Source organism: Shewanella sp. GD04112, from assembly GCF_029835735.1.
GTDB lineage: Bacteria > Pseudomonadota > Gammaproteobacteria > Enterobacterales > Shewanellaceae > Shewanella.
The window spans coordinates 4341427-4366692 of sequence record NZ_JAOEAL010000001.1 but is presented as its reverse complement, the minus strand read 5'-3'; the positions used below and the strand labels follow the sequence as shown (position 1 = coordinate 4366692).

Annotated in this window: 21 protein-coding genes and 2 pseudogenes; 7 read left to right on the top strand and 16 right to left on the bottom strand. The window is 48.4% G+C overall.

The annotated features are described in order from the left end of the window. Positions 1-62: 62 nt before the first annotated feature. Positions 63-428 carry a hypothetical protein gene (locus N7386_RS19155; RefSeq protein ID WP_279770402.1) on the top strand — a complete coding sequence of 122 codons (366 nt, stop codon included), beginning with the start codon at positions 63-65 and terminating at the stop codon, positions 426-428. A gap of 1 nt (position 429) precedes the next feature. Here the strand turns inward: N7386_RS19155 and N7386_RS19150 are convergent, their stop codons facing one another. Continuing rightward, positions 430-2277 (bottom strand): alkaline phosphatase D family protein, encoded by a 1848-nt coding sequence (locus N7386_RS19150; protein WP_279771076.1) that lies wholly within the window; start codon positions 2275-2277, stop codon positions 430-432. A 180-nt stretch (positions 2278-2457) separates the two neighbouring features. Here N7386_RS19150 and N7386_RS19145 point away from each other — a divergent pair, with 180 nt between their 5' ends. Genes N7386_RS19145 through N7386_RS19130 form a run of 4 tightly spaced genes read left to right on the top strand, consistent with a single transcriptional unit; the run spans position 2458 to position 5724 of the window. Then, positions 2458-3387: an SDR family oxidoreductase gene (locus tag N7386_RS19145; protein ID WP_279770400.1), complete on the top strand. Its 930-nt coding sequence runs from the start codon at positions 2458-2460 to the stop codon at positions 3385-3387. After that, entirely contained in the window at positions 3380-4669 is a 1290-nt protein-coding gene (locus tag N7386_RS19140; protein WP_279770398.1) for an ATP-binding protein, read from the top strand. Before N7386_RS19145 ends, N7386_RS19140 begins: the two co-directional genes overlap by 8 nt. Next, complete coding sequence (locus tag N7386_RS19135) at positions 4666-5217, top strand: response regulator (RefSeq protein ID WP_109287951.1); 552 nt, start codon at positions 4666-4668, stop codon at positions 5215-5217. The genes N7386_RS19140 and N7386_RS19135 overlap by 4 nt, the downstream gene beginning before the upstream one ends. Before the next feature lie 30 nt (positions 5218-5247). Further along, a complete protein-coding gene (locus N7386_RS19130) occupies positions 5248-5724 on the top strand; it encodes a hypothetical protein (protein WP_279770395.1) in 477 nt (158 codons plus the stop codon). Between the two features lie 64 nt (positions 5725-5788). On the opposite strand, the gene N7386_RS19125 is transcribed toward N7386_RS19130, so the two are convergent. Continuing rightward, positions 5789-6499: an SDR family oxidoreductase gene (locus tag N7386_RS19125; protein ID WP_279770393.1), complete on the bottom strand. Its 711-nt coding sequence runs from the start codon at positions 6497-6499 to the stop codon at positions 5789-5791. Positions 6500-6525: 26 nt separating this feature from the next. Beyond that, positions 6526-8091, bottom strand: a complete 1566-nt coding sequence (locus tag N7386_RS19120; RefSeq protein WP_279770391.1) for a cryptochrome/photolyase family protein — start codon at positions 8089-8091, stop codon at positions 6526-6528. A gap of 472 nt (positions 8092-8563) precedes the next feature. Here N7386_RS19120 and N7386_RS19115 point away from each other — a divergent pair, with 472 nt between their 5' ends. After that, entirely contained in the window at positions 8564-9013 is a 450-nt protein-coding gene (locus N7386_RS19115; protein WP_279770389.1) for a GGDEF domain-containing protein, read from the top strand. A 277-nt stretch (positions 9014-9290) separates the two neighbouring features. Here N7386_RS19115 and N7386_RS19110 read toward each other — a convergent pair whose 3' ends face one another. The 10 genes and pseudogenes from N7386_RS19110 to N7386_RS19065 form a co-directional block, all read right to left on the bottom strand. Beyond that, positions 9291-9755: a hypothetical protein gene (locus N7386_RS19110; protein ID WP_279770387.1), complete on the bottom strand. Its 465-nt coding sequence runs from the start codon at positions 9753-9755 to the stop codon at positions 9291-9293. Positions 9756-10501: 746 nt separating this feature from the next. Beyond that, positions 10502-11089, bottom strand: a complete 588-nt coding sequence (locus tag N7386_RS19105; protein ID WP_279770385.1) for a DUF4375 domain-containing protein — start codon at positions 11087-11089, stop codon at positions 10502-10504. A 372-nt stretch (positions 11090-11461) separates the two neighbouring features. Next, entirely contained in the window at positions 11462-11848 is a 387-nt protein-coding gene (locus tag N7386_RS19100; protein ID WP_133178288.1) for a DUF971 domain-containing protein, read from the bottom strand. A gap of 145 nt (positions 11849-11993) precedes the next feature. After that, positions 11994-13322 (bottom strand): ATP-dependent protease ATPase subunit HslU, encoded by a 1329-nt coding sequence (gene hslU / locus N7386_RS19095; RefSeq protein WP_055648059.1) that lies wholly within the window; start codon positions 13320-13322, stop codon positions 11994-11996. Positions 13323-13340: 18 nt separating this feature from the next. Further along, positions 13341-13865, bottom strand: a complete 525-nt coding sequence (hslV, locus tag N7386_RS19090) for an ATP-dependent protease subunit HslV (protein ID WP_011073856.1) — start codon at positions 13863-13865, stop codon at positions 13341-13343. Between the two features lie 247 nt (positions 13866-14112). Further along, on the bottom strand, positions 14113-15291 hold the full coding sequence (fliB, locus tag N7386_RS19085; RefSeq protein ID WP_086902266.1) for a flagellin lysine-N-methylase: 1179 nt from the start codon (positions 15289-15291) through the stop codon (positions 14113-14115). A gap of 243 nt (positions 15292-15534) precedes the next feature. Next, positions 15535-15657: pseudogene (locus N7386_RS19080) on the bottom strand (pilus assembly protein PilD); the annotation flags it as partial. Positions 15658-15714: 57 nt separating this feature from the next. Then, positions 15715-16755, bottom strand: a complete 1041-nt coding sequence (locus tag N7386_RS19075; protein WP_126512854.1) for an IS481 family transposase — start codon at positions 16753-16755, stop codon at positions 15715-15717. 104 nt (positions 16756-16859) lie between these two features. Further along, a pseudogene (locus tag N7386_RS19070) lies at positions 16860-17330 on the bottom strand (type II secretion system protein); the annotation flags it as partial. Positions 17331-17754: 424 nt separating this feature from the next. After that, a complete protein-coding gene (locus N7386_RS19065) occupies positions 17755-18357 on the bottom strand; it encodes a response regulator (RefSeq protein ID WP_037422732.1) in 603 nt (200 codons plus the stop codon). A 208-nt stretch (positions 18358-18565) separates the two neighbouring features. On the opposite strand from N7386_RS19065, the gene N7386_RS19060 reads away from it, so the two are divergent. Next, positions 18566-20371, top strand: coding sequence for a sensor histidine kinase (locus tag N7386_RS19060; protein WP_279770380.1), 1806 nt, complete (start codon positions 18566-18568; stop codon positions 20369-20371). A 175-nt stretch (positions 20372-20546) separates the two neighbouring features. Here N7386_RS19060 and N7386_RS19055 read toward each other — a convergent pair whose 3' ends face one another. The 3 genes from N7386_RS19055 to N7386_RS19045 all read right to left on the bottom strand — a co-directional run bounded on the left by N7386_RS19055 (position 20547) and on the right by N7386_RS19045 (position 25153). Beyond that, complete coding sequence (locus N7386_RS19055; protein ID WP_279771074.1) at positions 20547-21707, bottom strand: putative sulfate/molybdate transporter; 1161 nt, start codon at positions 21705-21707, stop codon at positions 20547-20549. Positions 21708-21987: 280 nt separating this feature from the next. Continuing rightward, positions 21988-23376 carry a tetrathionate reductase family octaheme c-type cytochrome gene (locus N7386_RS19050; RefSeq protein WP_279770378.1) on the bottom strand — a complete coding sequence of 463 codons (1389 nt, stop codon included), beginning with the start codon at positions 23374-23376 and terminating at the stop codon, positions 21988-21990. Positions 23377-23422: 46 nt separating this feature from the next. Continuing rightward, a complete protein-coding gene (locus N7386_RS19045; protein ID WP_279770376.1) occupies positions 23423-25153 on the bottom strand; it encodes a DUF3373 domain-containing protein in 1731 nt (576 codons plus the stop codon). Positions 25154-25266: the final 113 nt, after the last annotated feature.

The following is a 25266-nucleotide window of genomic DNA, read 5'->3' as shown; positions in this document are numbered from 1 at the left end:
GACTCTGTTATGCTCATGAGTTGTAAGGAGTCTGACGCTGATTGTTTGAGGAACTCAATAGAATGACCAAATCTGCAATCGTTTCAATTTTACTCTGTGCCGCGGTATTGCTGGGCGCTATGTATTTTGGCAGTTGGACTAAGCATCCCTATGTGCAAGAGCTGACAACGGAAATCCGTAAGGCCAGCGCGGTGATTGAGCCGAAGAAACCGAGTGCCGAGGCGATGCAGGATGCTGACAATCAAACCGATGTGTCGTTACAGCCCAAGGGCGTTTGGGATCAGATGCGTGATGATGCAACTCCGCCTAAACGCCCCGAGTCTCAGCTATTTAAACAGAGCTTGCCAAATCAAGAAGCCACCGCGAAACCTGTGGATTCGATCAAGGGCGTGACGAGTTCAGAAGCGGCAAAACACAACCCTGTTTAAGCTATTCCTGCCTCGGTGGTTCGAACCGAGTCTCGGTCATATCCCCATGTAAAACCGCAATTTTTGTCGGTTCACCATTTTCAGCTAACGCTAAAATCCCTATCCCACTGCGGTTGACTAAACGCTTGCTGCGCTCGCCATTAGGGCGCCGACCACGAAGCGACATTCGCTTACGTTTGGTGAATAGGTTTAACGGCGAGAAGTGGCCGTAAAGCCAGCCGTTGAGCTTATCGAAAAACGGCAGTAGTTTCTCGGGGAACTGGTTTTTAATCCCGCTACAGGTAATTTGGTAAATATTGGGGCTGCTACGGCGGAAGCGAATGCTGATGTCATAGGCGAAGGAGTAGTGCACATCCCCCGAGAGGATCACAAATTGCTCTGGGGTTTTGCGGTGCATAAAGATGCTCAGCAGGGCATTGGCGGCGCCCGGATGCGCCATCCAGTTTTCGGCATCAACTAGCAGTGAAGCGCCTATAAATGTCGCCATACGTTGTACGGCTTCAATCACCTTGACCCCAAACATCGGCGCGGGTGAAACAATAATCACCTTAGATTGGCCGAGTAGCGCCTGTTGTAAGTCCATTAAGGCTTCCCAATCCATTAGGCCTGAGGGTTTGGCGAGATTAGATTCACTGCGCCAGCGGCGGGTGCGGGTATCTAACACAACCAGCTTAGGCGAAGTGTCTAAGGTGTAATGCCATTGCTCGAATTTGAGTAATAGATTGATTAATTCATCTTGGGTTTCTGGCGCTGGGCGGGCGAAAAAACCATCTAACAACGGCCGAACCTCGGTATCAAACTGGCTCGGTGCGTTGCCTAAGCCTTGGAATAAGGTATAGGCAATCAAGGCATTACCAATAATGCGCTTCGAAAAGGCATGGCCGTAGGCCGCCTGCTCCCACTTGGCGGTGAGGTTCCAATCGTCGGTGATATCATGGTCATCAAACATCATATACACGGGAATATGCGCCATCAGGCGCCTAACCTTTTTGAGCCCCGCCTTAAACGCCAATAGATTTTGCCATTCGAGCTGCCAACGTAGTTTATTCGCCGCCGAGAGTCCCTCAACCTCCTTGGGTAAGTCGATAAGCTCCCATAATTCGGGCGACCAAGTCAGCAGATACAGGGCAATCATCTCATTGAGACTGACCAAATGGTTTTCGGCAATCGATGAGGTAAAAATCGGATGATTGATGTACCAGCGCCAGAGTGCAGTTTTGGCGGGATATTCGGTGCGTGGCAGCAGATTTTTATGGCGTAAATATAAATGCTCGGGTCGGTAACTTAATGCTTCGCTTCCCGCAATATTGGCGCCGTGGAAGGCTTCATGGTGCAAACCTAGTTTTTCAATCACTTGACCTATGGCGCATAACATAGGGCCCGCCACATCATCCACATAGACCTGATCGCCGCTGAGCATCAATAGCGCTGGGCGCTCATTCGCACCTTTATCGATAAGCTGGGCGAGTTTAGTATCGGCGGCGACTAAGGCATCCTCACTGTGGTGATGGGGATTGCGGCATGAGCCGTGCCATACCTGTGTCAGTGCTTGGCTAAAGTAAAGATGGGGCGAGTTAGCATTGCCATAACTCAACGCTTCGACATGATTAAATAGGTCATCAATGCCCTTGGCCGACACGCGATATTGGGTAACCGTTTGGGGCGTAAGCAGTTCGGGGCGCGTCAGGCGAAGTAAATACTGAAAGGCATGCTGACCGAGCGGCACGCTGTGCACTTCTTCCTCTGTTAACGGGTAACTTTGCTCCCCTAAGGTAAGCTGTAATTCGCTTAACGGCTCGCGGCTCACAAACCAGAGGGTAAAGTGTGAGGCGTCGCAGTGGCGCAGCATGGGGCCTGCAAGAATGAGGGGAAGTGCTTGAGTCAAATTCAGCCCTTTGGTCGTTAATCGGGTTAAGTGGTACAAACTCGATGAGGTTGAGCACAGGCAAATAAGAGTAAACAAGTGCGTTGAATATGAAAAGCTTTTAGAATTATGAGCCAAATGAATGGCTAAGGATCGCGGGGCAATATGGCAAACATCATGGTAACGGGCGCAACCGGATTACTCGGCAGGGCGGTCGTCAAACAGTTAACCGCCGCGGGTCATAGGGTGATTGCCACAGGTTTTAGCCGCGCCGAGGCGGGGATTCATCGGCTCGATTTAACCCAAGCCGCCGAGGTTGAAGCTTTTATTGCCCGTGAACAGCCCGAGGTGATAGTGCACTGCGCCGCCGAGCGTCGCCCCGATGTGTCTGAGCGCTCGCCAGAACATGCCTTAGCGCTGAATTTGAGCGCCAGCCAAACCTTAGCCGAGGCCGCCAAAACCCATCAAGCTTGGCTGCTGTATATTTCCACCGACTATGTGTTCGATGGCACAACACCGCCCTATGCCGAAGATGCCGTGCCCAATCCGGTCAACTTTTATGGCGAGTCTAAATTGCAGGGCGAAACCTGTGTGCTGAGCACCGACAGCGGTTTTGCGGTGTTACGCTTACCTATCCTCTACGGCGAAGTGACTCAACTGAGCGAGTCTGCGGTATTGGTACTGATCAACCAATTGTTGGATAGCAGACCACAGCGGGTCGACCATTGGGCCATTCGCTCGCCGACATCGACGGCGGATATTGCCAATGCCATTGCTAAGCTCATCCAGCGGCAGTTACATGCTGCCGATGTGTCAGGGATTTACCATTTTAGTGCCACGCAAACCATGACTAAGTATCAAATGCTGCTCGGCTTAAGTGAACTGTTAGGGATTGATAGCGCGCATTTACTTCCTGAGCAAACACCCATGGATAGCGCCAAAAGGCCGCAAGATTGCACCTTAAGTTGTGGGCGTTTAGCCGCCTTGGGGATCTACTCTGAGTTAGCGTTTAAGACAGGGCTAACTCAGGCACTTAGCCAATCCAGCGCCGCACTGGCGGCGGTAGGCTGTAGTTTAAGGAATCACCATGGTTAAGATTTTAGGCACAAATTTACAAGCCGCCGACCAAGTGGCGCTGCTTAGAACCTTAGGCTTATTGCTGCAAATCGGTTTGACGTTATTTGCCGCCGACACCTTTGGCTTGAGTTTACAAATGGAGCCGCTGGTGCATGTGTTTGTGCTGGAGGTGCTGTATTTGTCGCTCACCTTGGCATTGCGTAAGCCTTTGTTTGCGAAAGAGCGTGGCCTGTTTATCGCCCTGAGTCTCGATACCTTGTTTTGGATCTCTTGGCTGTATTTTTCGGGCGGGGCGACCAATGCGTTTATCTCCTTACTGCTATTACCCATAGCGCTCGCCGCCGTGACTCTGCCGATTTGGGCACCTTGGAGCCTGACGGCAATCTCTACGCTTGCCTACAGCCTGATGATTTTTACCGTGCCAGAATCGCAAATGCATCACCACGGTATGGATATGAGTTCCCACTATCTCGGCATGTGGTTTAACTTTGTGATTTCGGCGCTGGTATTGACCACCAGTGTGGCGTTAATTGCCAAGCGCATGCGCCGTCAGGATGCGCAGCTTGCCTATATGCGCGAAGGACAACTGCGGCAGGAGCAGTTATTGGCGCTTGGTACCGTTTCGGCGCAAATGGCCCATCAACTGGCGACGCCGCTATCGACACTGCGATTATTGCTCGACGAATTAAGGGAAGAACAACCCGAACCTTCAATAACCGTAGTTGAAATGGAAACTGCGCTGGGGCGCTGTGAACATACTTTGGCAGAGCTGCGCTTGGCGACTGAGTCGATTCGCGACCGTCGTCAGCGGCCACAAAAGGTCACCGAGCTGGTGGTCGGATTAAAGCAGAAAACCCAGTTATTGATGCCGCAAACCGAACTCAATTGGTTGATCACCTGCGCACCTAAACAATTAGAAGAACAACAGATCTTAACCGATATGAGCCTAACCCCTGCCATTATGGCCTTGATTGAAAATGCCGCCCGCGCCAGCGCCGAAACCTTAGGTGTCGCCCAAGTGGATATTAGTCTCGATAGCGCGCCAAGTGAAGGGCAGATCTATTTGCAGATCCGTGATTATGGCACGGGTATCGCTCCGTCATTATTGCCACAATTAGGCACCTTATTAATCGAGAGCCCCAAAGGCTTAGGCGTAGCCTTGCTGCTGAGCCATGCCAGCCTCGAGCGTTTGGGGGCGGAGTTGATCCTCGCCAATCATCCTCAAGGGGGCACAGTGGCGCAAATTCGTTTTACCCTCTTGCAGCCTAATGCATCGGCCACGACGACGGAGGCGCTATGAAACGGCTATTGATTATTGAAGACGATCAGGCGCTTGCAGGCGTGCTTGCGCGGCGGTTGACTCGCCATGGTTTCGAATGCCGCTTAAGTCACGATGCCAGTAATGCGCTGCTGGTGGCGCGGGAATTTTGCCCTACCCATATCCTGCTGGATATGAAACTTGCCGAGGCCAATGGCCTGAGCTTAATCGTGCCCCTGCGTAATCTGTTGCCTAAGGTCACCATGGTGTTGCTAACGGGCTACGCCAGCATTGCTACTGCGGTAGAGGCGATTCGCCTCGGCGCGGATAATTATCTTGCCAAACCCGTCGATACCCAAACCTTGTTGGCCGCCTTTGAGGTGAACAGTCAGGCGAGCGCACTGCCCGAGGATGAAATCGATGACTCGCCGCTCAGCCCTAAACGGCTAGAATGGGAGCATATTCAGCAAGTGCTCAATGCCAATCAGGGCAATGTGTCGGCTACCGCCCGCCAACTGGGGATGCACCGCCGTACCTTACAGCGTAAGTTATTAAAGAAACCCGTGAGTGAAACCGGGCCGCTCAAATAAGGGCAATGCACTTAAGAAAGGAGTCGTAGCATGCGTGAGTATGATGGTGTTGAGGTGCGTTATCGTAGGCCCGATGCCGATTTAGCCAAAAGCTTGCAAGTGATTGAAAACCTATTGGGCTTTGCCCCAGAACCTCTGCAGTTAGACTTTGATTTATCCTTTTGGGCTGGCGGTGCTGGGGTGCTTGATAAGCTGGCTATCTCCTGCAATGTTTCGCCCGAGCAGTGGTTAACACTCAAGCAAAAGCTGGACTTATATTCACCCGAAGAGATGATAGCTAGGGAAGATTGTCGCGAAGACTTTATCTGGTTAGTTGCCGATGATGAGGCATGCAGTGATATTTTGGCGGCTGCGGCGCAATTTATTAATGACAACAAGGCGCCGTTTCAAGGGGAGTGTGACGCATCGCAGTCAATCCACTTTGGTTATATGAGCGATGTGAATACTTGGACGGCTGTATGGGGGCAAGGCAGCCGAATAAACTATGCCTATTTTTGTGAAGGTTAAGAGTTGTCAGGGTTAAGAGCTGTCATTACTGAAAGCTGCCAAGTTTAACTATTGTCAATATTCGCTACCAAGGTAACTCTGCACCATCGTAGGCCAAAAAGCTGCCCGTTTGTGCTGGTGTGGCCTTGGCGATAATACTGACTAAACATTGGGCGACATACTCTGGTGTAAACAGCTTTTGTTTAGGCACGTTCTGCTGAAAAGGTTTGGATAATGGCGTATCCGTAGTGCCAGGATGCAGTGACAGCACCACGCAGTGTTTGATGCTTCTTTGCCATTCAATCGATAGCGTTTTGAGGAACATATTCAGCGCCGCTTTTGAGGCGCGATAACTGTACCAGCCACCCAAGCGGTTATCGCTAATGCTGCCGACTTTGGCCGATACCACGGCAAATCTGGCCGACACACTGCGTTTTAACGTGGGTTCAAAGTGCTTTGCCAACATCATACTGGGCAGCGTGTTTAGCTTGATATTGTGCAGGAAAAAATCCCCATCGAGTGCCTGCACGCTTTTTTCTGGCCCCTTATCCTCGGTGTGTAGCATGCCAATACAGTTGATTAGCCAATCTAATTGGGGAATGTTTTGACTCAGTTGCTTAATCTCCTCCTCAAGGGTGATATCCAGCCGATGCCAGATAACGCCATCGCCTCGCCCTGTATCTGGCTGATGATATTTATAGGTCGCATAAATAGTGGCCTCGGGATAGGTTTCGCGCAGCTTATTCACCATGGCGTGACCTATACCACCGCTGCCACCTAATACCAAAATATTCATCGCGTTTCTCCCATGCGAATAGGCCTCTATAGGCGTTCAAGTTGCGCGAGATGTTGTTCGGCAGTAGCCAGAATGGCCTGCCTTGCCGCCTCATCGGTTTTATCCCAAGTGCGGTACAGCATGGCGATGCGTGGATTATGGGAGAGCTGCGCGCGGTGTTTATCCATAAAGCGCCAATATAGGCTGTTTAACGGGCAGGCGAGTGCGCCGCTACGTTCTTTTATCTTGTAATGACAACTGCCGCAATAATCACTCATTTTATTGATATAACTGCCGCTCGCGGCATAGGGTTTAGTGCCGACGATGCCGCCATCGGCAAATAGCGCCATGCCGCGAGTATTGGGCATTTCGACCCATTCAATCGCATCCACATACACGCCTAAGTACCATTTATCTACCTCATCGAGGGCGATTTCGGTCAATAGACAAAAATTGCCAATCACCATTAAGCGTTGAATATGATGGGCATAGGCGTAATCGAGTGACTGAGATAAAGCATGGTGCAGGCAATTCATTCGAGTCTTACCATGCCAAAAGTAGTCGGGCAGCTTGCGCGTGGCCTCGAGGGCATTAATGTTGGCGTAGTTGGGCATATTGGCCCAATAGATACCGCGCACATACTCACGCCAGCCGAGGATTTGTCGAACAAAGCCCTCGACCTGAGCTATCTCAATAAAAGGATTGGCATGATAGTGCTCAATCACCGCATTGATTACTTCTAATGGACTGATAAGTTTAGCATTTAGGCTAAAGGACAGCCGACTATGGTACAGGCACCACTGCGCTGGATGTTGCTGGGTCATCGCATCTTGAAAGCGGCCAAAGGCGGGCAGGCAATACTCACAAAAATGTTTTAGTAATTCGAGGCTTTGTGCACGGTTTATCGGCCAGAGTAAATGAGTATCCGCCTTGCCCATAGTATTAATCCCATGGCGTTGAAGACGCTCGAGAATGTCTTGCACATTGTGGCCAAACATCAAGGGTGTTGGGAGCGATTTGATATCTTGGGATTTAAGCTTTTGCCTGTTGCTCGCATCATAGTTCCACTGACCGCCTACGGGCTTGCCATCCGTCATTAAGATATTGAATCTTTTGCGCATGCGCCGATAAAAATGCTCCATCAGCCTGTGTTGCCCTTGGGGAAACTCCCTATCAATTTCGTCAAAGGGCAATAAAAAGTGCTCGGTATCGACGCAATTCACAACGGCATTGGCCAACTTCAACTGGCTTAATTGCGCGAGGAGTCGATATTCGTCAGGCCGTTGATATTCAAACTTAATCGCCCCTGTTTCGGCAACATAGTGTTGGAGTAAGGCATTAAGATCGGCAAAGTCTTGGGTTTCGTCGAGGGTGAGGTAACGCACTTGATGCCCCGCCGCGCCAAGCTCGCTGGCAAACTGCGCCATGGCACTGAAAAACGCGCAAATCTTTTGCACATGGTGGGTCACATAGGTGTTTTCTTGATGCAATTCTGCAATTAAATACAGCACTTTGGGATCGACTTGCTGATACCAAGTATGCTGGGCATTAAGCTGATCGCCTAAAATCAGCCTAACCGTATGGAAGTGTTGTAATTGCTGCCGTAATTGCATTAGCTGGACTCTGATGGATGACTGTCGCGGTTACATCTTTCACGATGGAATATTGCTGAACATTACGGATTGCAGCACTGTGAGGATCACAAGGCGGGGTATTTGTCGGGATTTCGATAATAAGGTTTATTTGTAAACTTCGTTTATTGCGTTTAAAAGGCTTTTAAAAGCAAAGTCAACGTCAACGTCGTGGAGCTTCACCCCACACCCGACCAAGGAGGACTGCTCGTCCTATCCTCCTTGCCTATTGTTTTCACATCAGCCAAGACGCCCCTAACGGAGTTGAAAGCCCCTTGGGCATTTAGCGTTCTAATGCTATCGCGTCAGACGCTCGTCCCTGATTCGACTGACGCTATCTCGGCATCCATGCCTCGCTCACGCAACGAACGCAAATGCCCTGCGGCAACTCCGAGGGGAGGTGAACTCCTTCTGCTTTTGCGTTGTTTGCAAGTCATACAAAGCAAACCGAGTAATGCTTACTGCCACATTTAGAAATTTAACAATGGGTGGCTCGTTAAATTTCCGTGATGTCTACTTTGTATTAGCAGATATTGATTATTTTAAGAAAATCAATGACGAGTATGGTCATGACGTTGGCGATCAGGTTTTAGTTTGTTTTGCCCATTTCTTAAAAAATTCAATCCACTCAACCGACCAAGTGTATCGATTTGGTGGTGAAGAGTTTTTGCTTATATTTGAAGGTTATTGCTATCAAAGTGCAATACAACGGACTGAAGAATTAATTAAAGCGCTTAATGAAAAGCCGCTGAAGCTTGATGATTTATCCATTGCGGTTACAGCGAGTTTTGGCTTGGCTGTGTTGAAGGATTCTGACACTGATATCAGCGTAGTATCACGTGCCGATAAAGCATTATATCAAGCAAAGAGAAGTGGGCGTAATCGACTTTGTACAATGGAATAATATATGTGTCTTTTTATTTTCAAAAAACAATAAAGCAATATTGACACTCAGTCTTAATGACGACTTGCTTATACCAAGTATGCAGCGCATTAAGCTGATCGCCTAAAATTAGCCTGACCGTATGGAAGTGCTGTAATTGCTGCTGTGATTGCATTAGGTGGACTCTGGTGGATGACTATTGCAATTAAGGGTTACGGTGAAATGGGGAGCGGGATCAGCGCAAAGTCGTTTTAAGCGAAACCCTCGCCCTTTATTCGGTGAGGGTTGGCGGCAAAATTTAACCTTGATTCTTGGTCAATTCAACAGGTATCAGGGCTTTCATCGGCGTTGCACTAACCGAGAGTAGCTCACCTTTGTGGTAAACAAATAAGGTGAGGACGCTCTCCAACGTTGTCTCAGTGGCGTAGGTTGTCAAAATTGTCGTTGAGCAGCTCTCTTTAGCACAATCAATCGGCAACAGTTTTGGGGAGAAGGAAGCTTGACTGATATCTACCGATTCGTTGTCGCGAGTGATATGTGCTAACTTTGCTGTTTTATCCAAGTCAAGGCTATTTGAATAAATCACTTTGCCGTCTTCAGTCCATACCTGCAGTGTTGCTTTATCATTACCTATATCTTGAATAATTTTCTGGCAGTACCCTTCTTTGCAGGGCGGTAACTTATCGTTGGCCACTGTTTGGATGGTAAAGCATGTACCCCAAAAAACAGTGGCTAGCATCAAAATTAAATTGTGTGATTTCATATAATTCCCTTTAATGATGAGTAGATAGAGACTGTGTTATCTGAAACTGCTCGAAAAATGCCCAATATGAATATCGTTATCATAGCAATTTGTCAATAAGCGTTGTTGTGGCTTAAGCGATTAAGCACCTAAGTTCTTAAACGCTGCCAGCAGTGGTCGCTAGGAGTTACTTTGGTGCCGCTTTGCATTGAAATGGGTAGTGCGCCTTCGCTGACCTAAAATAGTGCTACGAAGGCAAGGGTTTCATGCCGTTTCATTGGCTGACAATGACGCTTCATTGAAAGATATGGAAAGATAGGACATGCAAAACTCTTTTAGATTAAAGCTTACACAGAAGTTACAGAATACACATACCCTCGGAGTTGCCATAGGGCATTTGCGTTCGTTGCGTGAGCGAGGCATGGTCGTTCATGTGCATCTGATCCATAAGGAAATGGAAAATGTCAGTATGATGTATGGAACATCATTGACCATGCACTTCACGACATTCAGTCATCCTGCCTATCAGAGGCCGAGATAGCGTCAGTCGAATCAGGGCCGAGCGTCTGACGCGATAGCATAAGGATGCTTAATGCCCAAGGGGCTTTCAACTCCGTTGGGGACGCCGGGGGATATCCAAAAGGGGAACAGGCGCTTTTCTCCTTCTTGGTCGGGTATGGGGTGAAGCCCCACGACTTTAAACTTAAAAAGACTACTGAAAGGTATTGCTTAATTACTTGCGTAAAGTATTCAAAATAAACCCGCAATCATTCGATTGCGCTAACCAATCCAGTTTGTATTGCATAGCTCTCTAGCTTGATATCAAGATTATCCAAATCTTTATAAAACTCATCATCGAGTTGATTGAGTCGGGCTTCGGCGACTGGATTATCGGTTGCGGCCAGACGCAGATCTCTATCTGTGGGGACGGGATCGTCGCCAAATACCACCTGTTTAGCCTGTTGTAATAGGGCTAACGAGTGCAAAGCGCCAATTTGCTCAAGGCCGCGCTCGGCAACAGCATAATGCTCACCCGATGAGTTATCGAAATACTGGATAAAGCCGCCGTTGTAGACTTCGCCAGAGAGACAATTGACGGCGTAATAGTGCTGCGCCGCTTCACTTAACGTGTGAAAGCCCTGCTTATCGTCGTGCACCCGCACCACAATATCTCGCAACAACGCTCTAAAAGGGCAGGTTTTATCTAATTCCCGCTCCTTTTGGTAGTAGGCTTTTGCCTGCTCAATATTTTCACGATTGCCATTTTTGCAGGGCATACATAAGCCTGCGTTGCGCTCGGCGGTGCTTGGCATGATTAAGGTTTGGCAGGCTGTGCAGGGGACTTTTTCCGACATTATCTTTCCTTAGATACTCAGATCAGCAAGAGAAGTAACAGATTCACAAACTACTCATGGCATTTATCGAGACACCCATTGTTAAATTTTACAATGTTGATTGCTCTTGGTATTAACAGCTTACGCCGAAGTTACAGAATACACATCCCCTCGGAGTTGCCGCAGGGCATTTGCGTTCGTTGCGTGAGCGAGGCATGGATGCCGAGATAACGTCAGTCGAATCAGGGACGAGCGTCTGACGCGATAGCATAAGAACGCTTTATGCCCAAGGGGCTTTCAACTCCGTTGGGGCGTCTTGGAGCATCCAAGGAGGATAGGACGAGCAGTCCTCCTTGGTCGGGTGTGGGGTGAAGCCCCACGACTTTAATTCGATTAGTTGTACTTTATATTCATCGCGATCAAGGGTTCGCGTGAAGCCTTTTCGGCTCGTAGGCGTGCAAGGTACTTTTCCCATAGTTCCACTTGGTGAGTAGCGAGATCGTAAAGCACTTGCCAGGAGAATAGGCCAGTATCATGGCCATCGTCGAAGACGATTTTTACCGCGTAGTTACCTACGGGTTCGATGCGGGTGATATTGACGTTTTTCTTGTGGGTGACCAGCTTAGGGTTACCGTGACCATGCACTTCGGCGGAGGGAGAATAGACGCGTAACATCTCACAGCTGAGTTGATACTGCTCGCCGTTATCGAAGCTGATTTCTAAAATGCGCGATTTACGCTTGAGCTTAAGATCGGTGACATTGGGTGTGCTAGTGGTCATAGGTAGTGCCAAGAAAATGCTGAGAATGGACAAGCTGTAACATAACAATTTGTGGCTAAGGTTACAAAGTGTAAGCCTTAGCCACAGTCACAATTTTGCACTCAATGTTCGGAACGAACATAGTAGGCTTGGATAACAGCCCTAGTTACAGGATAAAGCGGCTTAGGTCTTCGTCTTGAACCAGATTATCTAAGTGAGCACTCACATAATCGGCATCAATCACAAATGAGCTGCCAGACTTGTCAGAAGCCTCATAGGAGATATCTTCCATCAGCTTTTCCATCACGGTATGCAGACGACGGGCACCAATGTTTTCGGTGCGCTCGTTCACCTGCCATGCCGCTTTGGCTATGCTCTCAATGCCTGATTCGGTAAACTCAATGGTCACGCCTTCGGTGGCCATCAGCGCGATATATTGCTCGGTCAGTGAGGCATGTGGCTCAGTTAAAATGCGTTTAAAATCATCGGCTGATAGCGCATCTAGCTCAACGCGGATCGGTAAACGGCCTTGTAGCTCAGGGATTAAATCCGATGGTTTTGACATCTGGAATGCGCCCGACGCAATAAACAGAATATGGTCGGTTTTCACCATGCCGTGTTTAGTGGTGACTGTGCAGCCTTCGACTAAAGGTAATAGGTCGCGCTGTACGCCTTCGCGGGAAACGTCTGGGCCTGAGGTTTCGCCACGCTTACAGATTTTGTCGATTTCGTCGAGGAACACGATACCGTGCTGCTCAACCAATTCAATGGCTTGCTCTTTTAAATCTTCTTGATTTACCAGCTTGGCCGCTTCTTCTTCGATCAACAGCTTAAAGGCTTCTTTGATCTTCATCTTGCGACGTTTTGCCGGTGCTTGGCCCATGTTTTTAAACAGGCTTTGCAGTTGGTTGGTCATTTCTTCCATGCCGGGCGGTGACATGATTTCAATACCAATTTGTGGCTGGGCCACGTCGATATCGATTTCTTTGTCATCTAATTGGCCTTCGCGCAGCTTCTTACGGAAGATTTGACGGGTATTGGAGCTGGTATCGCTTTCCGTGTTATCCCAGTCATTTTTCGGCTTGGGCAGCAGGGCATCGAGAATGCGCTCTTCAGCGTGTTCTTCGGCGCGTTGGCGGCATTTGCCCATTTGCTGCTCGCGGGTCAGCTTGATGGCGATGTCGGTTAAATCACGGATGATTTGCTCGACTTCTTTACCCACGTAACCCACTTCGGTGAACTTAGTGGCTTCAACCTTGATAAATGGCGCGTTGGCGAGTTTGGCCAAACGGCGGGCGATTTCAGTTTTACCTACGCCGGTTGGGCCAATCATCAGAATATTTTTTGGGGTAACTTCTTGACGGAAATCGGCATCTAGCTGCATGCGGCGCCAGCGGTTACGCAGGGCGACGGCGACGGAACGTTTGGCCTTTTTCTGGCCGATAATGTGGGCATCCAGCTCGTGGACAATCTCACGGGGGGTCATTTCAGACATAATATTCCTCACGCCCTGTTAGTAATTAAGTTCTTCAATTGTCTTGAATTGATTGGTGAATACGCAGATATCGCCGGCAATAGTCAATGACTTTTCTGCAATTTCCAGCGCCGATAATTCGGTATTTTGCAGTAGTGCCAGTGCCGCCGCTTGGGCATAGTTGCCGCCCGAGCCAATAGCGACTAAATCATGCTCTGGCTGCACTACGTCACCATTACCTGTGATAATAAGTGAGGCTTCGGCATCGGCGACCACTAGCATAGCCTCGAGTTTGCGCAGCATACGGTCGGTACGCCAATCTTTGGCAAGTTCAACAGCCGAGCGTAATAGGTGACCTTGGTGCATCTCGAGTTTGGACTCGAAACGCTCAAATAGGGTAAAAGCGTCGGCGGTGCCGCCAGCAAAACCTGCCAACACTTTGTTGTGATACAAGCGACGCACTTTTTTGGCGTTACCTTTCATGACGGTATTGCCTAGGGAGACTTGGCCATCGCCAGCGATGACAACTTGGTTATTACGGCGTACTGATACGATAGTGGTCACAATGAATCCTCTTCTCTTGCCCGCAATGAAAATTCTGCGGTGGATGATGGACTAAATATGGGGATGGATAGTCAGAATTCAAGTTATTGCAGAAAAAGCCAATGGGGTTTACGTGTTCGGGCGCCTTTTGCAACAAAATTAAAGCTTACTGGGAAATGGCGGCCAGCTTCAGTCTTGCCACTATAGAGGCGTCGGCTGATACGCAAAGACTGCCGTTGGTGCTATTTCGGCAGTCTCGCCTCGGCGATCACGAGGTTTTTAATAGACTGATGGCGGCGGGAATACTATCAATACCACATTCTTGCAGGGTCTGATTGATGCCCTCGGCAAATTTCGCTTTATGTTGGCGCACAACGCTATAGATCTGAAAACAAAGCACTATGTCACTGTCTGTCAGTCCATTATTTTTAAATGCCATGGCAGATAAGTAACAGCGGATCATAAAGCAATCTATCACGAGCAGGCGAAATGCCATCCAAGGCTGCTGCGAATGACTCATGGGGAAATGCTCATGGTAAAGCGAATATAAAATATAACGGTCAAATAAATCCTGATAATTGCTCAACGCGGGTAATGCTTTTTCTTCCCAAGCTTTATTTAAATGATCAATTTGATATTGATTACTCTCATTACATAACAAACCAATTGCTTCATTAAGCGAGGTAAAGCGAGGCTTTAAACTTCTTGAGTGGAGTTTACATAATTGATCGTGTATCGAAACAAAAGCATGGGTTTGGGGCTGTGGTGTATAGGGTATTTTTTGATATTGCTCATCGATTTGATTGGTTTGAGCCAGCAAGATTAATTGTTCAAAACGCTGATCTATCTGTGCAATAGGCAGGGCATTTTGCCTTACTTGGTCACTGACTTTTACCAATAATCCTATGGCCATGAGTGCCTGTTGCCAATCCACGCCCATATTTATTAATAGATCCAAACTGTAATCGTAGGTTTTTTCTAACCATGCAGGATTGGCTGCAGTTGGACGTTTTGCGCCACCGCTCTTTGCCTCAAATTGAAACGCATTGGCGTCAAATAGCACCAGACGGGCAGCTTCAGGGCATGATAGAGATAAACTTTCGTATTTAGTGGTTGCGATAACATTGTTAATACGGGGGTAGGTTTTACAGGTATGACTTAAGGCTGTTTCACCCGCCGCGGCATGGATGGCACACAACTGCTGTTCGTTTACAAATGGGCAGGTGCCATTGGCGTTAAGTTTGATTTGCGCCCACTGGTTAGCATCGGTTTTGGTTTCAATAAATGCCTCTTTGGCGAGAGAGGCGAGTTTGGGATGGTTAAGGGTATTTTTATAACTCTTTTTGTCAAAAATGATGGTCCAGTCATGGCAGCAACTGTCTTCACATGCGGAGCCTATACAACTGAATTGTGAAGCGTAGCCTGGTGTAACAATTAGATTATTCATTGGCGTTTATTCATCTGGGTGTTCCATAAACAAAAAGGTAACAAATCTATAGAATTAATACCAATCTTTGGTGAGTTTGATGACCGCATGTAAAAGGAATCTTGGTGTCTTCCCGCAATGAAAATGATGCGGTGAAAAACAACGTCGCTATCGGATGGATAGTCAGAATTCAAGTTATTGCAGAAAAAGCCACAGGACTTTGTTGATTTTTGTCCTGTGGTGAAAGCGGATATGCAGGATGGATTAAGGTGCAGATAACGAGGAGCGGCCGACAACAGTACGTCCATCGAGGGGATAGTATTTTAGCTCCCAATTCTCGCTGCCAAGGCGGCGATCATCCGACACATAGTTAAAGTAACAATAAGTTGTACTAGCTCAGACCTGATCTGACAGTTGCCCATTTTTTAGGGTGTCACTGTCAGCTTAGATTTGAGCTAAATTCTTTTCAGCCCAAACCCGTTTCCCATCGATTAATGTGGTCATTGGTGTTCTACCACAGCACATTTTACCTTGATGGGTTCGTTCATTGTTGTAATAAGCCAGCCATTCGTCCAGATCTTTCTGTAGTTCCTCCATGTTGCCATAGAGTTTTTTGCGGAAAGTCACCTGATAAAACTCATTCAAAATGGTTTTATGGAACCGTTCGCAAATGCCATTCGTTTGTGGGTGTCGTGCCTTCGTCTTAGTGTGTTCTATATCGTTTATCGCTAAATACAGCTGATAGTCGTGCTGTTCCACTTTGCCACAGTATTCGGTTCCTCGGTCAGTCAAGATGCGCAACATGGGCAGCGCCTGTGCTTCAAAGAACGGTAAAACTCTGTCGTTGAGTAAATCGGCCGAGGTGATTGGGGTTTTCGTGGTATACAGTTTCGCGAAAGCAACTTTGCTGTAGGTATCGACAAAAGTTTGCTGATATATCCGGCCTACGCCCTTTAGATTGCCAACGTAGAAGGTATCCTGCGAGCCGAGATAACCAGGATGATGCGTTTCTATTTCACCGCAGGCTTCATCGTCTTGCTGCTTACGCTCAAGGGCAGCAACTTGTTCATCCGACAGGATTATCCCTTCTCGCTCGACTTTGGCTTCGAGGGCTTTTAATCGCTTTTTAAAGTTCTCTAAGCCATGCCGTAACCAAATGGAGCGCACGCCACTGGCAGAGACAAATACCCCTTGTTTTCGAAGCTCATTACTCGTGCGAGACTGTCCATGGGCTGGAAACGCGATAGCATGCGTTAAGACGGCATTTTCAGTGACATCATCGACACGATTCTTGAGATTAGGTGTTCTTCTAGACTGATTGATCAACGACTCAACGCCGCCGTTTTCAACCAGCTCTTGATAGCGATAGAAAGTATCACGGGAAAGCCCCATGACTTTACACGCTCTAGACACGTTTCCTAATTCTTCAGCGAGATTGAGTAAACCCGCTTTGTGTTTAATGATGGGATTGTTAGTATGAAGCATGAGAGTTACCTTTTTTCTTTGATTGAAGTTTCGACACCTTTATCAAAGTGGGTAACTCTCATCTTTTCAAGATGATGTGTCAGATCTAGTCTGAACTAATACAAATAAGTATTAGGGTCACTTATCGCGCCGCCGCTATACCAGTAGACGATGTCGATATTGGGTGCTTGTTGCGTTTCCCAATCCGTGTGTGTGGTAAGGACAAAGTCCTGATTATCGAGTAACGATTGCCACAGTTCTCCGCAGTAAGCGCCTTGTAATTGAGTGCCTTGGCTGCTGCTTTGAGCCGTGTCTTTTCCGAGTGGAAAGCCCGTGGTGGTCGAGTCGATAGTGCCATCACCATAGCAAGCGAGATTTTGGGTATATCCCGAGTGTCCGCCCGCAAGCCAACAACTGTGATACAGCTTGACGCCAGAGGTAAAAGCAGCAAAAGCAGCTTTTGCCCGAGTATCGTGGGCATCTTGACTTAGATTCATAAAGCGCGGGGCTGCGACTACGGCAAGAATGCCTAAAATGATGATAACCACCACTAGTTCGATTAGGGTGAATCCCTTAGATGTGTGTAAACGACTCATACTGCTCACCTGTTGCCAAGATAGTCGCATTCTAACTTCATTTTGAAAAATTATCATTAAGTTATTGATAGATATTAATTTAATTAACAATAGCGCTACATTGGTTGTTCGGGTTTTGGGCGGCGAGGCGGGGTTTGTAGGGATAAAAAAATCCCCGAGGACACTGGCCGTACTCGGGGAAAGGTTCAAAAGCAGTGGATCTTTAATGCCTACGGAGCATAAAGGAGAGAACCTAACTTGAGTGTGGCAGTGAATGGTGTTTGATACAAAGCCAAAGATGCAAACTGCGACAGCTTGTCGCAGTTTGGATGAAAACGCCGCCATCAGCGCATTCTAAATGGTCTGAGTTATATGGAATTAGCGGTTTAATCGTGACAAGCGTGGCGAGAATATATTGCGATTGTTTAGCGTGCTGGTCACTGATTTATAAAACAGAATTTAGATTTCCTAAGTGTTGTACTAACTCTGCCATATTGTTCACTTCAAGCTTTTTCATAATCTTTGCGCGATGCACTTCGATGGTTCTTAAGGATAAATACATGGCTTCGGAGATCTGTTTGTTGGTCATGCCTTGAACCACATGGGCTAATACTTGTTGTTCGCGCTCAGTCAGTTGGGCAAATTTCTGCTGCAGACTCTGTTGCTCAAAGCTGGATTGGCTTTCTTTATGTGCTTTTTCAATCGCTTGTACAAGGGCTTTACCCGACACAGGTTTTTGAAAAAAGTCGCATGCGCCTTTACGAAAAGCGCTTAATGCCATGGGTAAATCACCGTGGCCAGTGAGAAAAATCACTCCTAATGGACTTTGGGTTTCAAGCAGCTTTTGCTGCACTTCTTGGCCAGTGATCTCCGGCATTCGGCTATCTAAGATGACACAGCCCGCTTGAGTTAACGGGCATTGGGCTAAAAAATCCCGCCCACTGCTAAAGGTTTGTACTTGGTAGCCAAATTGCCCGAGCATAAACCCTAAGGAGTCGAGAATCGCTTCATCATCATCGACTAAATACAGCGGCAGCATAGTGGACATGGTTTTCCTTTTGGTGGTGGGACTCTTTATCAGCTTAAGCCTGCCTTATCGTAGGCTCAATTTTAAGCCTAGGTCTTGGGAGGTTTATCACTAAATTAGTTAAATCACTTTAGGGGGAATGCCAGAGTTTGGTGTTATTCACAGCATCATTTTGGCCTTGCGTATAAAGTACTCCGAATACAAAAGCATACAAGACAGGGCGATAGCAATGAGAACTTGGTGTAGGGCAATACTCGTGAGCTGCATATTGAGCGTAATGATGCTTAATTTGTCCTATGCCGATGAAGACATTCCCGTTCATGAATTTAAAGTGGGAGTGCTGGCCAATCATGGGGTGTTACAGGCAAAACAGCGCTGGCAGCCTATGATGGATTACCTTAGCGAAAACGTCCCTAATAGCCGTTTTGAAGTGGTGCCCGTCGACTTTAATGGTATGCGTAGCCAGTTACTGAGCAATGAATTGCAGTTTATTGTGACTAACCCCGGCCAGTATCTGCACTTGAGTAATAATTTCCCCCTCTCTTGGCTGGCGACCATGAAAAGCCGTAAACATCAGGGCAGCACTTTCACCATAGGCGCGACCATTATTGTGCGTGCCGATAGCCCTATACGTAGCTTGCAGGATTTACGCGGTAAGAATGTGGTTGCTAGCGATCCGCAGGCACTTGGCGGCTATCAGGCTGCGATGGGATTACTGCATAAAATGGGTTATTTACCGGAGCAATTCTTTGGCCAAGTGCGATTTTTAGGATTTCCCCTCGCGCCGCTGATCTATCAAGTGCGCGATGGGAGTGCCGATGCCGCCATTGCGCCTTTTTGTACCCTAGAGGAAATGATTGAAACTGGGCTTATCAATAAGGCGGACTATCGTGTCATTCATCCAACCCATCCTCCTGGATATGACTGCGAGGTGAGCACCCAACTCTATCCTAATTGGTCATTTGCGGCGGCGGATACGGTATCGCCGCGCATTACCATGCAAATTACCCGCGCCCTGTTTGACTTGCCCGCCGACCATGTAGCGGCGATTACCGCGGATACCTTAGGTTGGACAGCGCCGGTAAGCCAGCTAAAGGTGATTGAATTATTTAAAGAATTGCAGCTTCAAGGCGCAGCCCCTCCTCTCTATCAAACCGTTTATAAATGGATGGAAAAAAATAAAGAGTGGGGTGGGGTATTGCTGCTGATCTTTATCGTATCGACCATTTATCACCTGTGGCTCGAATATAAATTTCGCCAAAAGAGTGAGTTTTTGGTCAGCACCGAGCGGCAGTTAAAGGATAAAGCCTTGCAACTAGAGCGGTTGCAGAGTGCGGCGATTCTCGGGGAGATTGGCGCGGGGCTGGCACATGAATTAAATCAACCGATTGCGGCCATAACCCAATACAGTGAAGGCGCCATGCTACAGTTAGAAAGGCTGGGGCAGGATAACCCTGAACTCTACGATATTTTAGGGAAAATCAACGCGCAATCGATACGAGCAGGGGCGGTTGTGCACCGTATTCGCGGTTTACTCAAACGTCGCCAGTCTAAGGCCGAACCGCTCAATGTGACCCTAGTCGTCAAAGAAGCCTTGGCCTTGCTGCGGCGCGAGTTAGACCGAGCAGGTGTGCAAGTCACAGTGCTGGTCGAAGGTCATCCCTTTGAAGTCTTGGGGGATAGCGTGGGCCTCAGTCAAATGTGGGTCAACCTAGTCAAAAATAGTTTAGATGCGCTAGAAGCCTGTGAAGAGCACCGAGCGCGCCAGTTAAGGATTGAGATCCACTATCAACCCACTGAAATTAAAGTATTAGTGATTGATAATGGTGAAGGATTGCAGCGCCAAGCCAGCGAGCTAATGGCCTCATTTGCCTCCACCAAGGATGCGGGACTCGGTTTAGGCTTAGCCATTTGTAAGGATGTTGTCAGCCGCCACCATGGCAGTATTGAGATTGAAAACTGCAAGCAATCGGTACATGCCCAATTACCCTGGCAGCAAGGCTGTGTGGTAACCGTGGTATTGCCTAAAGGATAGGCTTAGCCCAAATACGCCATGGCAGGATTTTCTGTTAATTTGGTCATCGTTTTGTGTTGTATAAGGCATAAACTGGCACAAAAGGATACGCCCACCAATGCTGCAAGAACATTTTAAGGGATAAAACAACAGCGCATTATGCGCTGTTGTTTTTATGGCGGAGTGATATTGGTACTTAACGCATGGCGAGCATGGCCCAAGTGCGGCGACCTTGCTCTAGAAGAATTCCGACAGCGAGGCCCGCTGCGGCGTTGACAGCCAAGCAAGTGACTGCGGTTGCGAGGATCACAAAGATACAGAAGGGCTTGCCATCGATAAGGCGCTTTGACCACGCCAGTTGTAAACCGCCTATGGACAGCAAACTGCCGAGAATTGCCACAGGGATAAGCCCGAGTAACCACGCAATTTGCCCATCCCAGAATAGGGCGATAACCACACAAGTACCGCCGAAGATTAATGGCGCGAGGTGAGTGCGTGCGCCAAAGTGGTATTGCACCGCAAGGCCTCCTGCACCATGGCACATGGCCGCCGCACCAAAAGGCGCGAGTAACAAATTGGCCAGCCCAGAGCTAATGGCCAAATTTTTGGGTGTGAGTTTGGCGGCATCTTCGGGGAATTTTTCCTGCGCCATGGCTGAAGTTGCAATGACCGCATTGGTTAAGGTGAGGGCGAGCTGTGGCAGTACCAGTAAAATCGCTGCTGAACTCCACTCGTTAAGGCTAGGCCAAGCTAAATGTAAGGATGTACTCAAAGCGGGAATGTTCAGGCTGGTGGCGATGTCGGTTTGACTATTGGCTTGCCATAACATGCCAGCAGCGATAACGAGTGGCATGGCAAGGTAGCGTAACGGTAAGAATTTACTCACAAATAGCAAGGCAAACGCGCCGAGTCCGAGCAGCCAAAAGTCGCTCATCATCTTAGTGCCCATCCACATCAACTGCAGACCAATAGCTAGTTGAATACCGACACTCACGGCTTGGGATAATTGTTTTGCAAGCCAAGTAATGGCGCCGCTAAAGGCCAAGATTAACAGTATGATACCCATCAGCATGGCACTGGCTTGGAGCATCCCTGGTGTTAAGCCTTGGGCGATTACGAGGGCGGCGATCACCTTCATGGGTTGGACGGGAATAGGGCGGCGATAAAATAAGGCGCTTAAGATTGCGAATAGGCCAAAGCCCAAAAATATCCCTTGGGGCGAAAATTGGTTTAGGGCGATTAAGCCCAAGACTAAGGGCAAAAAAGTGCCTAGGTCGGCGAAGGCGCCGCTGGTTTCACCGAGTAAACGGTTAAGCGGTTGAGTCGAATGCTGTGTTGGGTTTTTGCCCGCGGTCATAGAGGTTGCCACAATTGAACATTGCCTGTTTAGGCAAAATAAATGCCATAAAAATCAGTTAATTTGACTTATAAACAGAGCCAAACTCCTTTTCACACCTATAGATTGAGACAAACTGGGACAGTGTTATTTTTTAACTGCGGCGATTTGTCTTTGTTGGCAGGTATAGCACGATAAAAAAAGAGAGCTTAGCCAGCGGGTACTAAGCTCTCAAAGGTTTGCAGGGGAGCGATACTCGCTATGCCATTAGATTCGGTTAGGCGATAGCGAGTGAAACGGCTTATGGTTGTTTATGTTTAGGGCCTTGCTTGTTTTTCATTGGATCGCCTTGATAGCCCAAGGCTTGCCAATCGAGGCGAGTGCCTTTGTTGTGGCAGTCATTACAGTTAAGCGCTTGTTCCTTCGGTGACACCATGTGGTTGATACGCCACCACATTTCAGTGGCGGCAAAGCCATATTCACCACTGTATTTGATGCCTTTTTCAGTCATGGTTGGATTGGCTTCCATACCCAGTTTCGCCGCTAAATTCCAATCAAACTCGCTCCAATATCCGCCCTTGCCATAGGTTTTTGGGGTGATAAAAATATTGAGTTTCTTGTCGTAAATCTGCTTACCTGTATGCACCTTAAAGGGATAAATCTTGGCTTTAGCATCGTTAATATCGCCCATAGGGTAGGTCAGTTTAGTGACGGCAGTCGGGTCCATCTTGTCCCCCGCCATATAAGCGTTAGCCGTGCCGTTGTACCAAGCGTACTGGGGCTTGACCATTTTCTCCCACACAAAGTCACCCTTCTTCTTCTGATAGGTGTGTTTGCCATATTGATCAACGGTCTCAGGTTTATCATCACCCGCTGTTGACCAATCCCAGTGCATCTTGGTGGGCTCATTCTTCGCGAAGAAGGGAATATGGCAGGTTTGGCAGGCCACGGTTGCGGTATGGGTATTGAGCTTTTTGTTGCTGTGCGGCGCACTCTCGTGGCAGTTCTCACAACCTATATGGTCGATACCGCCTGGGGAGACCCCCATAGCATTACCCGAAATTTGATGTTTTTCAGTGGTATGACAGTTTTGGCATTGGAAGTTATTGCCATCGCTGTCCATGTGCACATCGGTGGCTTTATCGGGATAGGCCATGGAGGAGTCGAGATCCCCATGTTTGACCGCATCACCACCGCCACCATAGAAATGGCAGCTACCGCAGTTATCGCGCACGGGTTCACCCACGTTTTGGGCGATCTTCGCCAGATCGAGTTTCGCCATGGGTTCGCCTGCGCCGGCGGGGTCTTTCACATAGGTGCCTGTGGTGTCGTGGCAGACAAGGCAGTCCACTTTGGTTTTGTCTTTAAAATCAAAGTTACTGTCCTTCCAGCCATAACCTGCGTGGCAGCTAGTGCAGCGAGGTTCGTTGCTGGAAATCGACACACAGAAGTTATTAATACTGTTTTTCTTGCCGCGTAATACGGTTCTATCGGGTAGCTTTTGTTCTAACTCCCATGTCCAGTGGGAGGTTTTCATCATGTCTGTTGCTTGTTCTTCGTGGCAGGTTAAGCACTGAGTCGTCACCTCAGAACCTGTGGCGAAGGGGCCTTTGAGAACGTCTTTATGGGGATTGGCGGCCTGCGCTTGCAACGCCATACCCGCTAAGGCAATAACAATGAGTTTTTTCATTCTGTACTCCTGCCCTCGGCAATACCGAGGGCTGAATGGCATGTGATTAGAAGTTAATGGTCAGCGAGGCGTTCACATCGAAGGCTTTATCGACCACTGGCAGCATCGAGTAGGCTGAGCCCGCTAGCACCTCATCGATTTTTTGTGGTGCGCCCACAGGTGTGCCGCTACCTGTGTATTCGTAGTCGTAGTAGAGCCCTGCTAGCTTGATAAACATTTTCGGATTGATATCAAAGATGTAATAGGCTTCGCCGACATGGCCACGGGTGGCTAACTTGCTACCGATTGGGTCGTCTTGGGCTTGGGTGAAGGGCGTCCAATATTTAGAACCGTAGTTATATTCCAAGCCAAACTTGCCGTAGGGCGCGGGGATTTGGATACCCACATAGATGCCATAACCATCTTTGGTATCGGTATCGTCGCTGGTTTTCGGCACCATGATGATTTCGGTGCCAGTGCTGTTGAGTTCCGCTTCAAACACCGCATCGGATAACATGCCGCCGAACATACCCGCATTGCTATTTGGCTCGGCACGCGTCCAGCCTAGTGAGGCAAACCATTTGATATCGTTAGCTTCTTCCCGCGCAAAGCCAATGCCGCCGAGGTACATATCACCAATGACGCCGCTGGGTTGTACTCGGGTGACAAAGTTAAAGTTGTCGAACTTTTGCATATCTTGGTACATGGTGGGGGCAAAAATGCCTGCCAGTTGGGTCGGGAAGGCCATAGTGCCTTTAAAGCCGTCGTTGATGTCTTTGGCACCAAACAGGGTAAATTGCAGGAAGTTAGTGCCGTCGTTGATGGCATCGATATTAAAGCCGCCGAGGTGGGTATCTTTGGTGACGATATCGCCAAACATTTCGCCATTACCCCATTGGGATTCAAAGCCTTGGCCATAACAGAAGCGAACCACTTGTCCTTCAACCCCAGTGATTTCCCCTAGGTTGTAACCTAAGGTGGCGCCATCGAAGTTAAAGTTGACTAAATGGCCCGAAGGCGTGCCGCCACGCAGTTCGTTTTCACGGTAGTGGCTTGGTGGGCCATAGGTGGATGGACGGCGACCAATCGAGAGGTAAAACTCGGAGCCATTGATTTTTTTCCAGTCGAAATAGGCGCGCTCGACCCGCAGCCAGTCACCGCTGGTGTTGCCGCTGCTGGTGCCATCCATAGTGAATGAACGCCAGGAGTCGAACACTTGTACGCCGGTGGAGTCACCCCAGTTTTTATACATGCTCAGACGACCGGCAAAACTGACGTTATCCCATACCTTGGCCTTAAGATTTAACCGCAGGCGAGTGGTGTAAAAGATATAGTTATCAATATCTTGGATATGTTGCTGCGCGAGTACATAGGGCATCACGCCCTGTAACATGCCATTTTGAAAGGCGGCCGCAAGGTCTGGGTTGGCTTGCATCATCTGGTCGAGTGGCGAGTTAGGATCGTTTGGCATCCCAAAGGCGCCGGCCATGGCCTTGGCGCCAAAGTCATTAAAGTTAACCTTAATGGCGGGGTTCCAAACGACATCGCGGTAATGCAGTGAGTGAGCTTTGGTTCTAAAGTCGCCAGTGATTTCAAGGCGGTCTAATGAAGTGTGGCGTTCGGTTTTATCGACACGGCTATTGAGTTCATCGAGCTGTTCGGTGATATCGGCAAGCTGTTGCTTCAGCTCGGCCATTTTTTGGGTGTCGGCTGCCGTTTCGTTGGCGGCGGCAAAGGTTTGGCCTGACATAAACAGCGCATTCGCAACCAATATCGAAATGAGTGTAGGTGTACGCATAGGGTTTCTCCCTGAGTGTTCCGCTGGCACTGGATCAAGGCCCTGTGCCAAATTTACCCAACAGGAGGCCCTGAGGTGTGCTCCCCATTTTTCTCTTATTGGGCTTGGTTTTA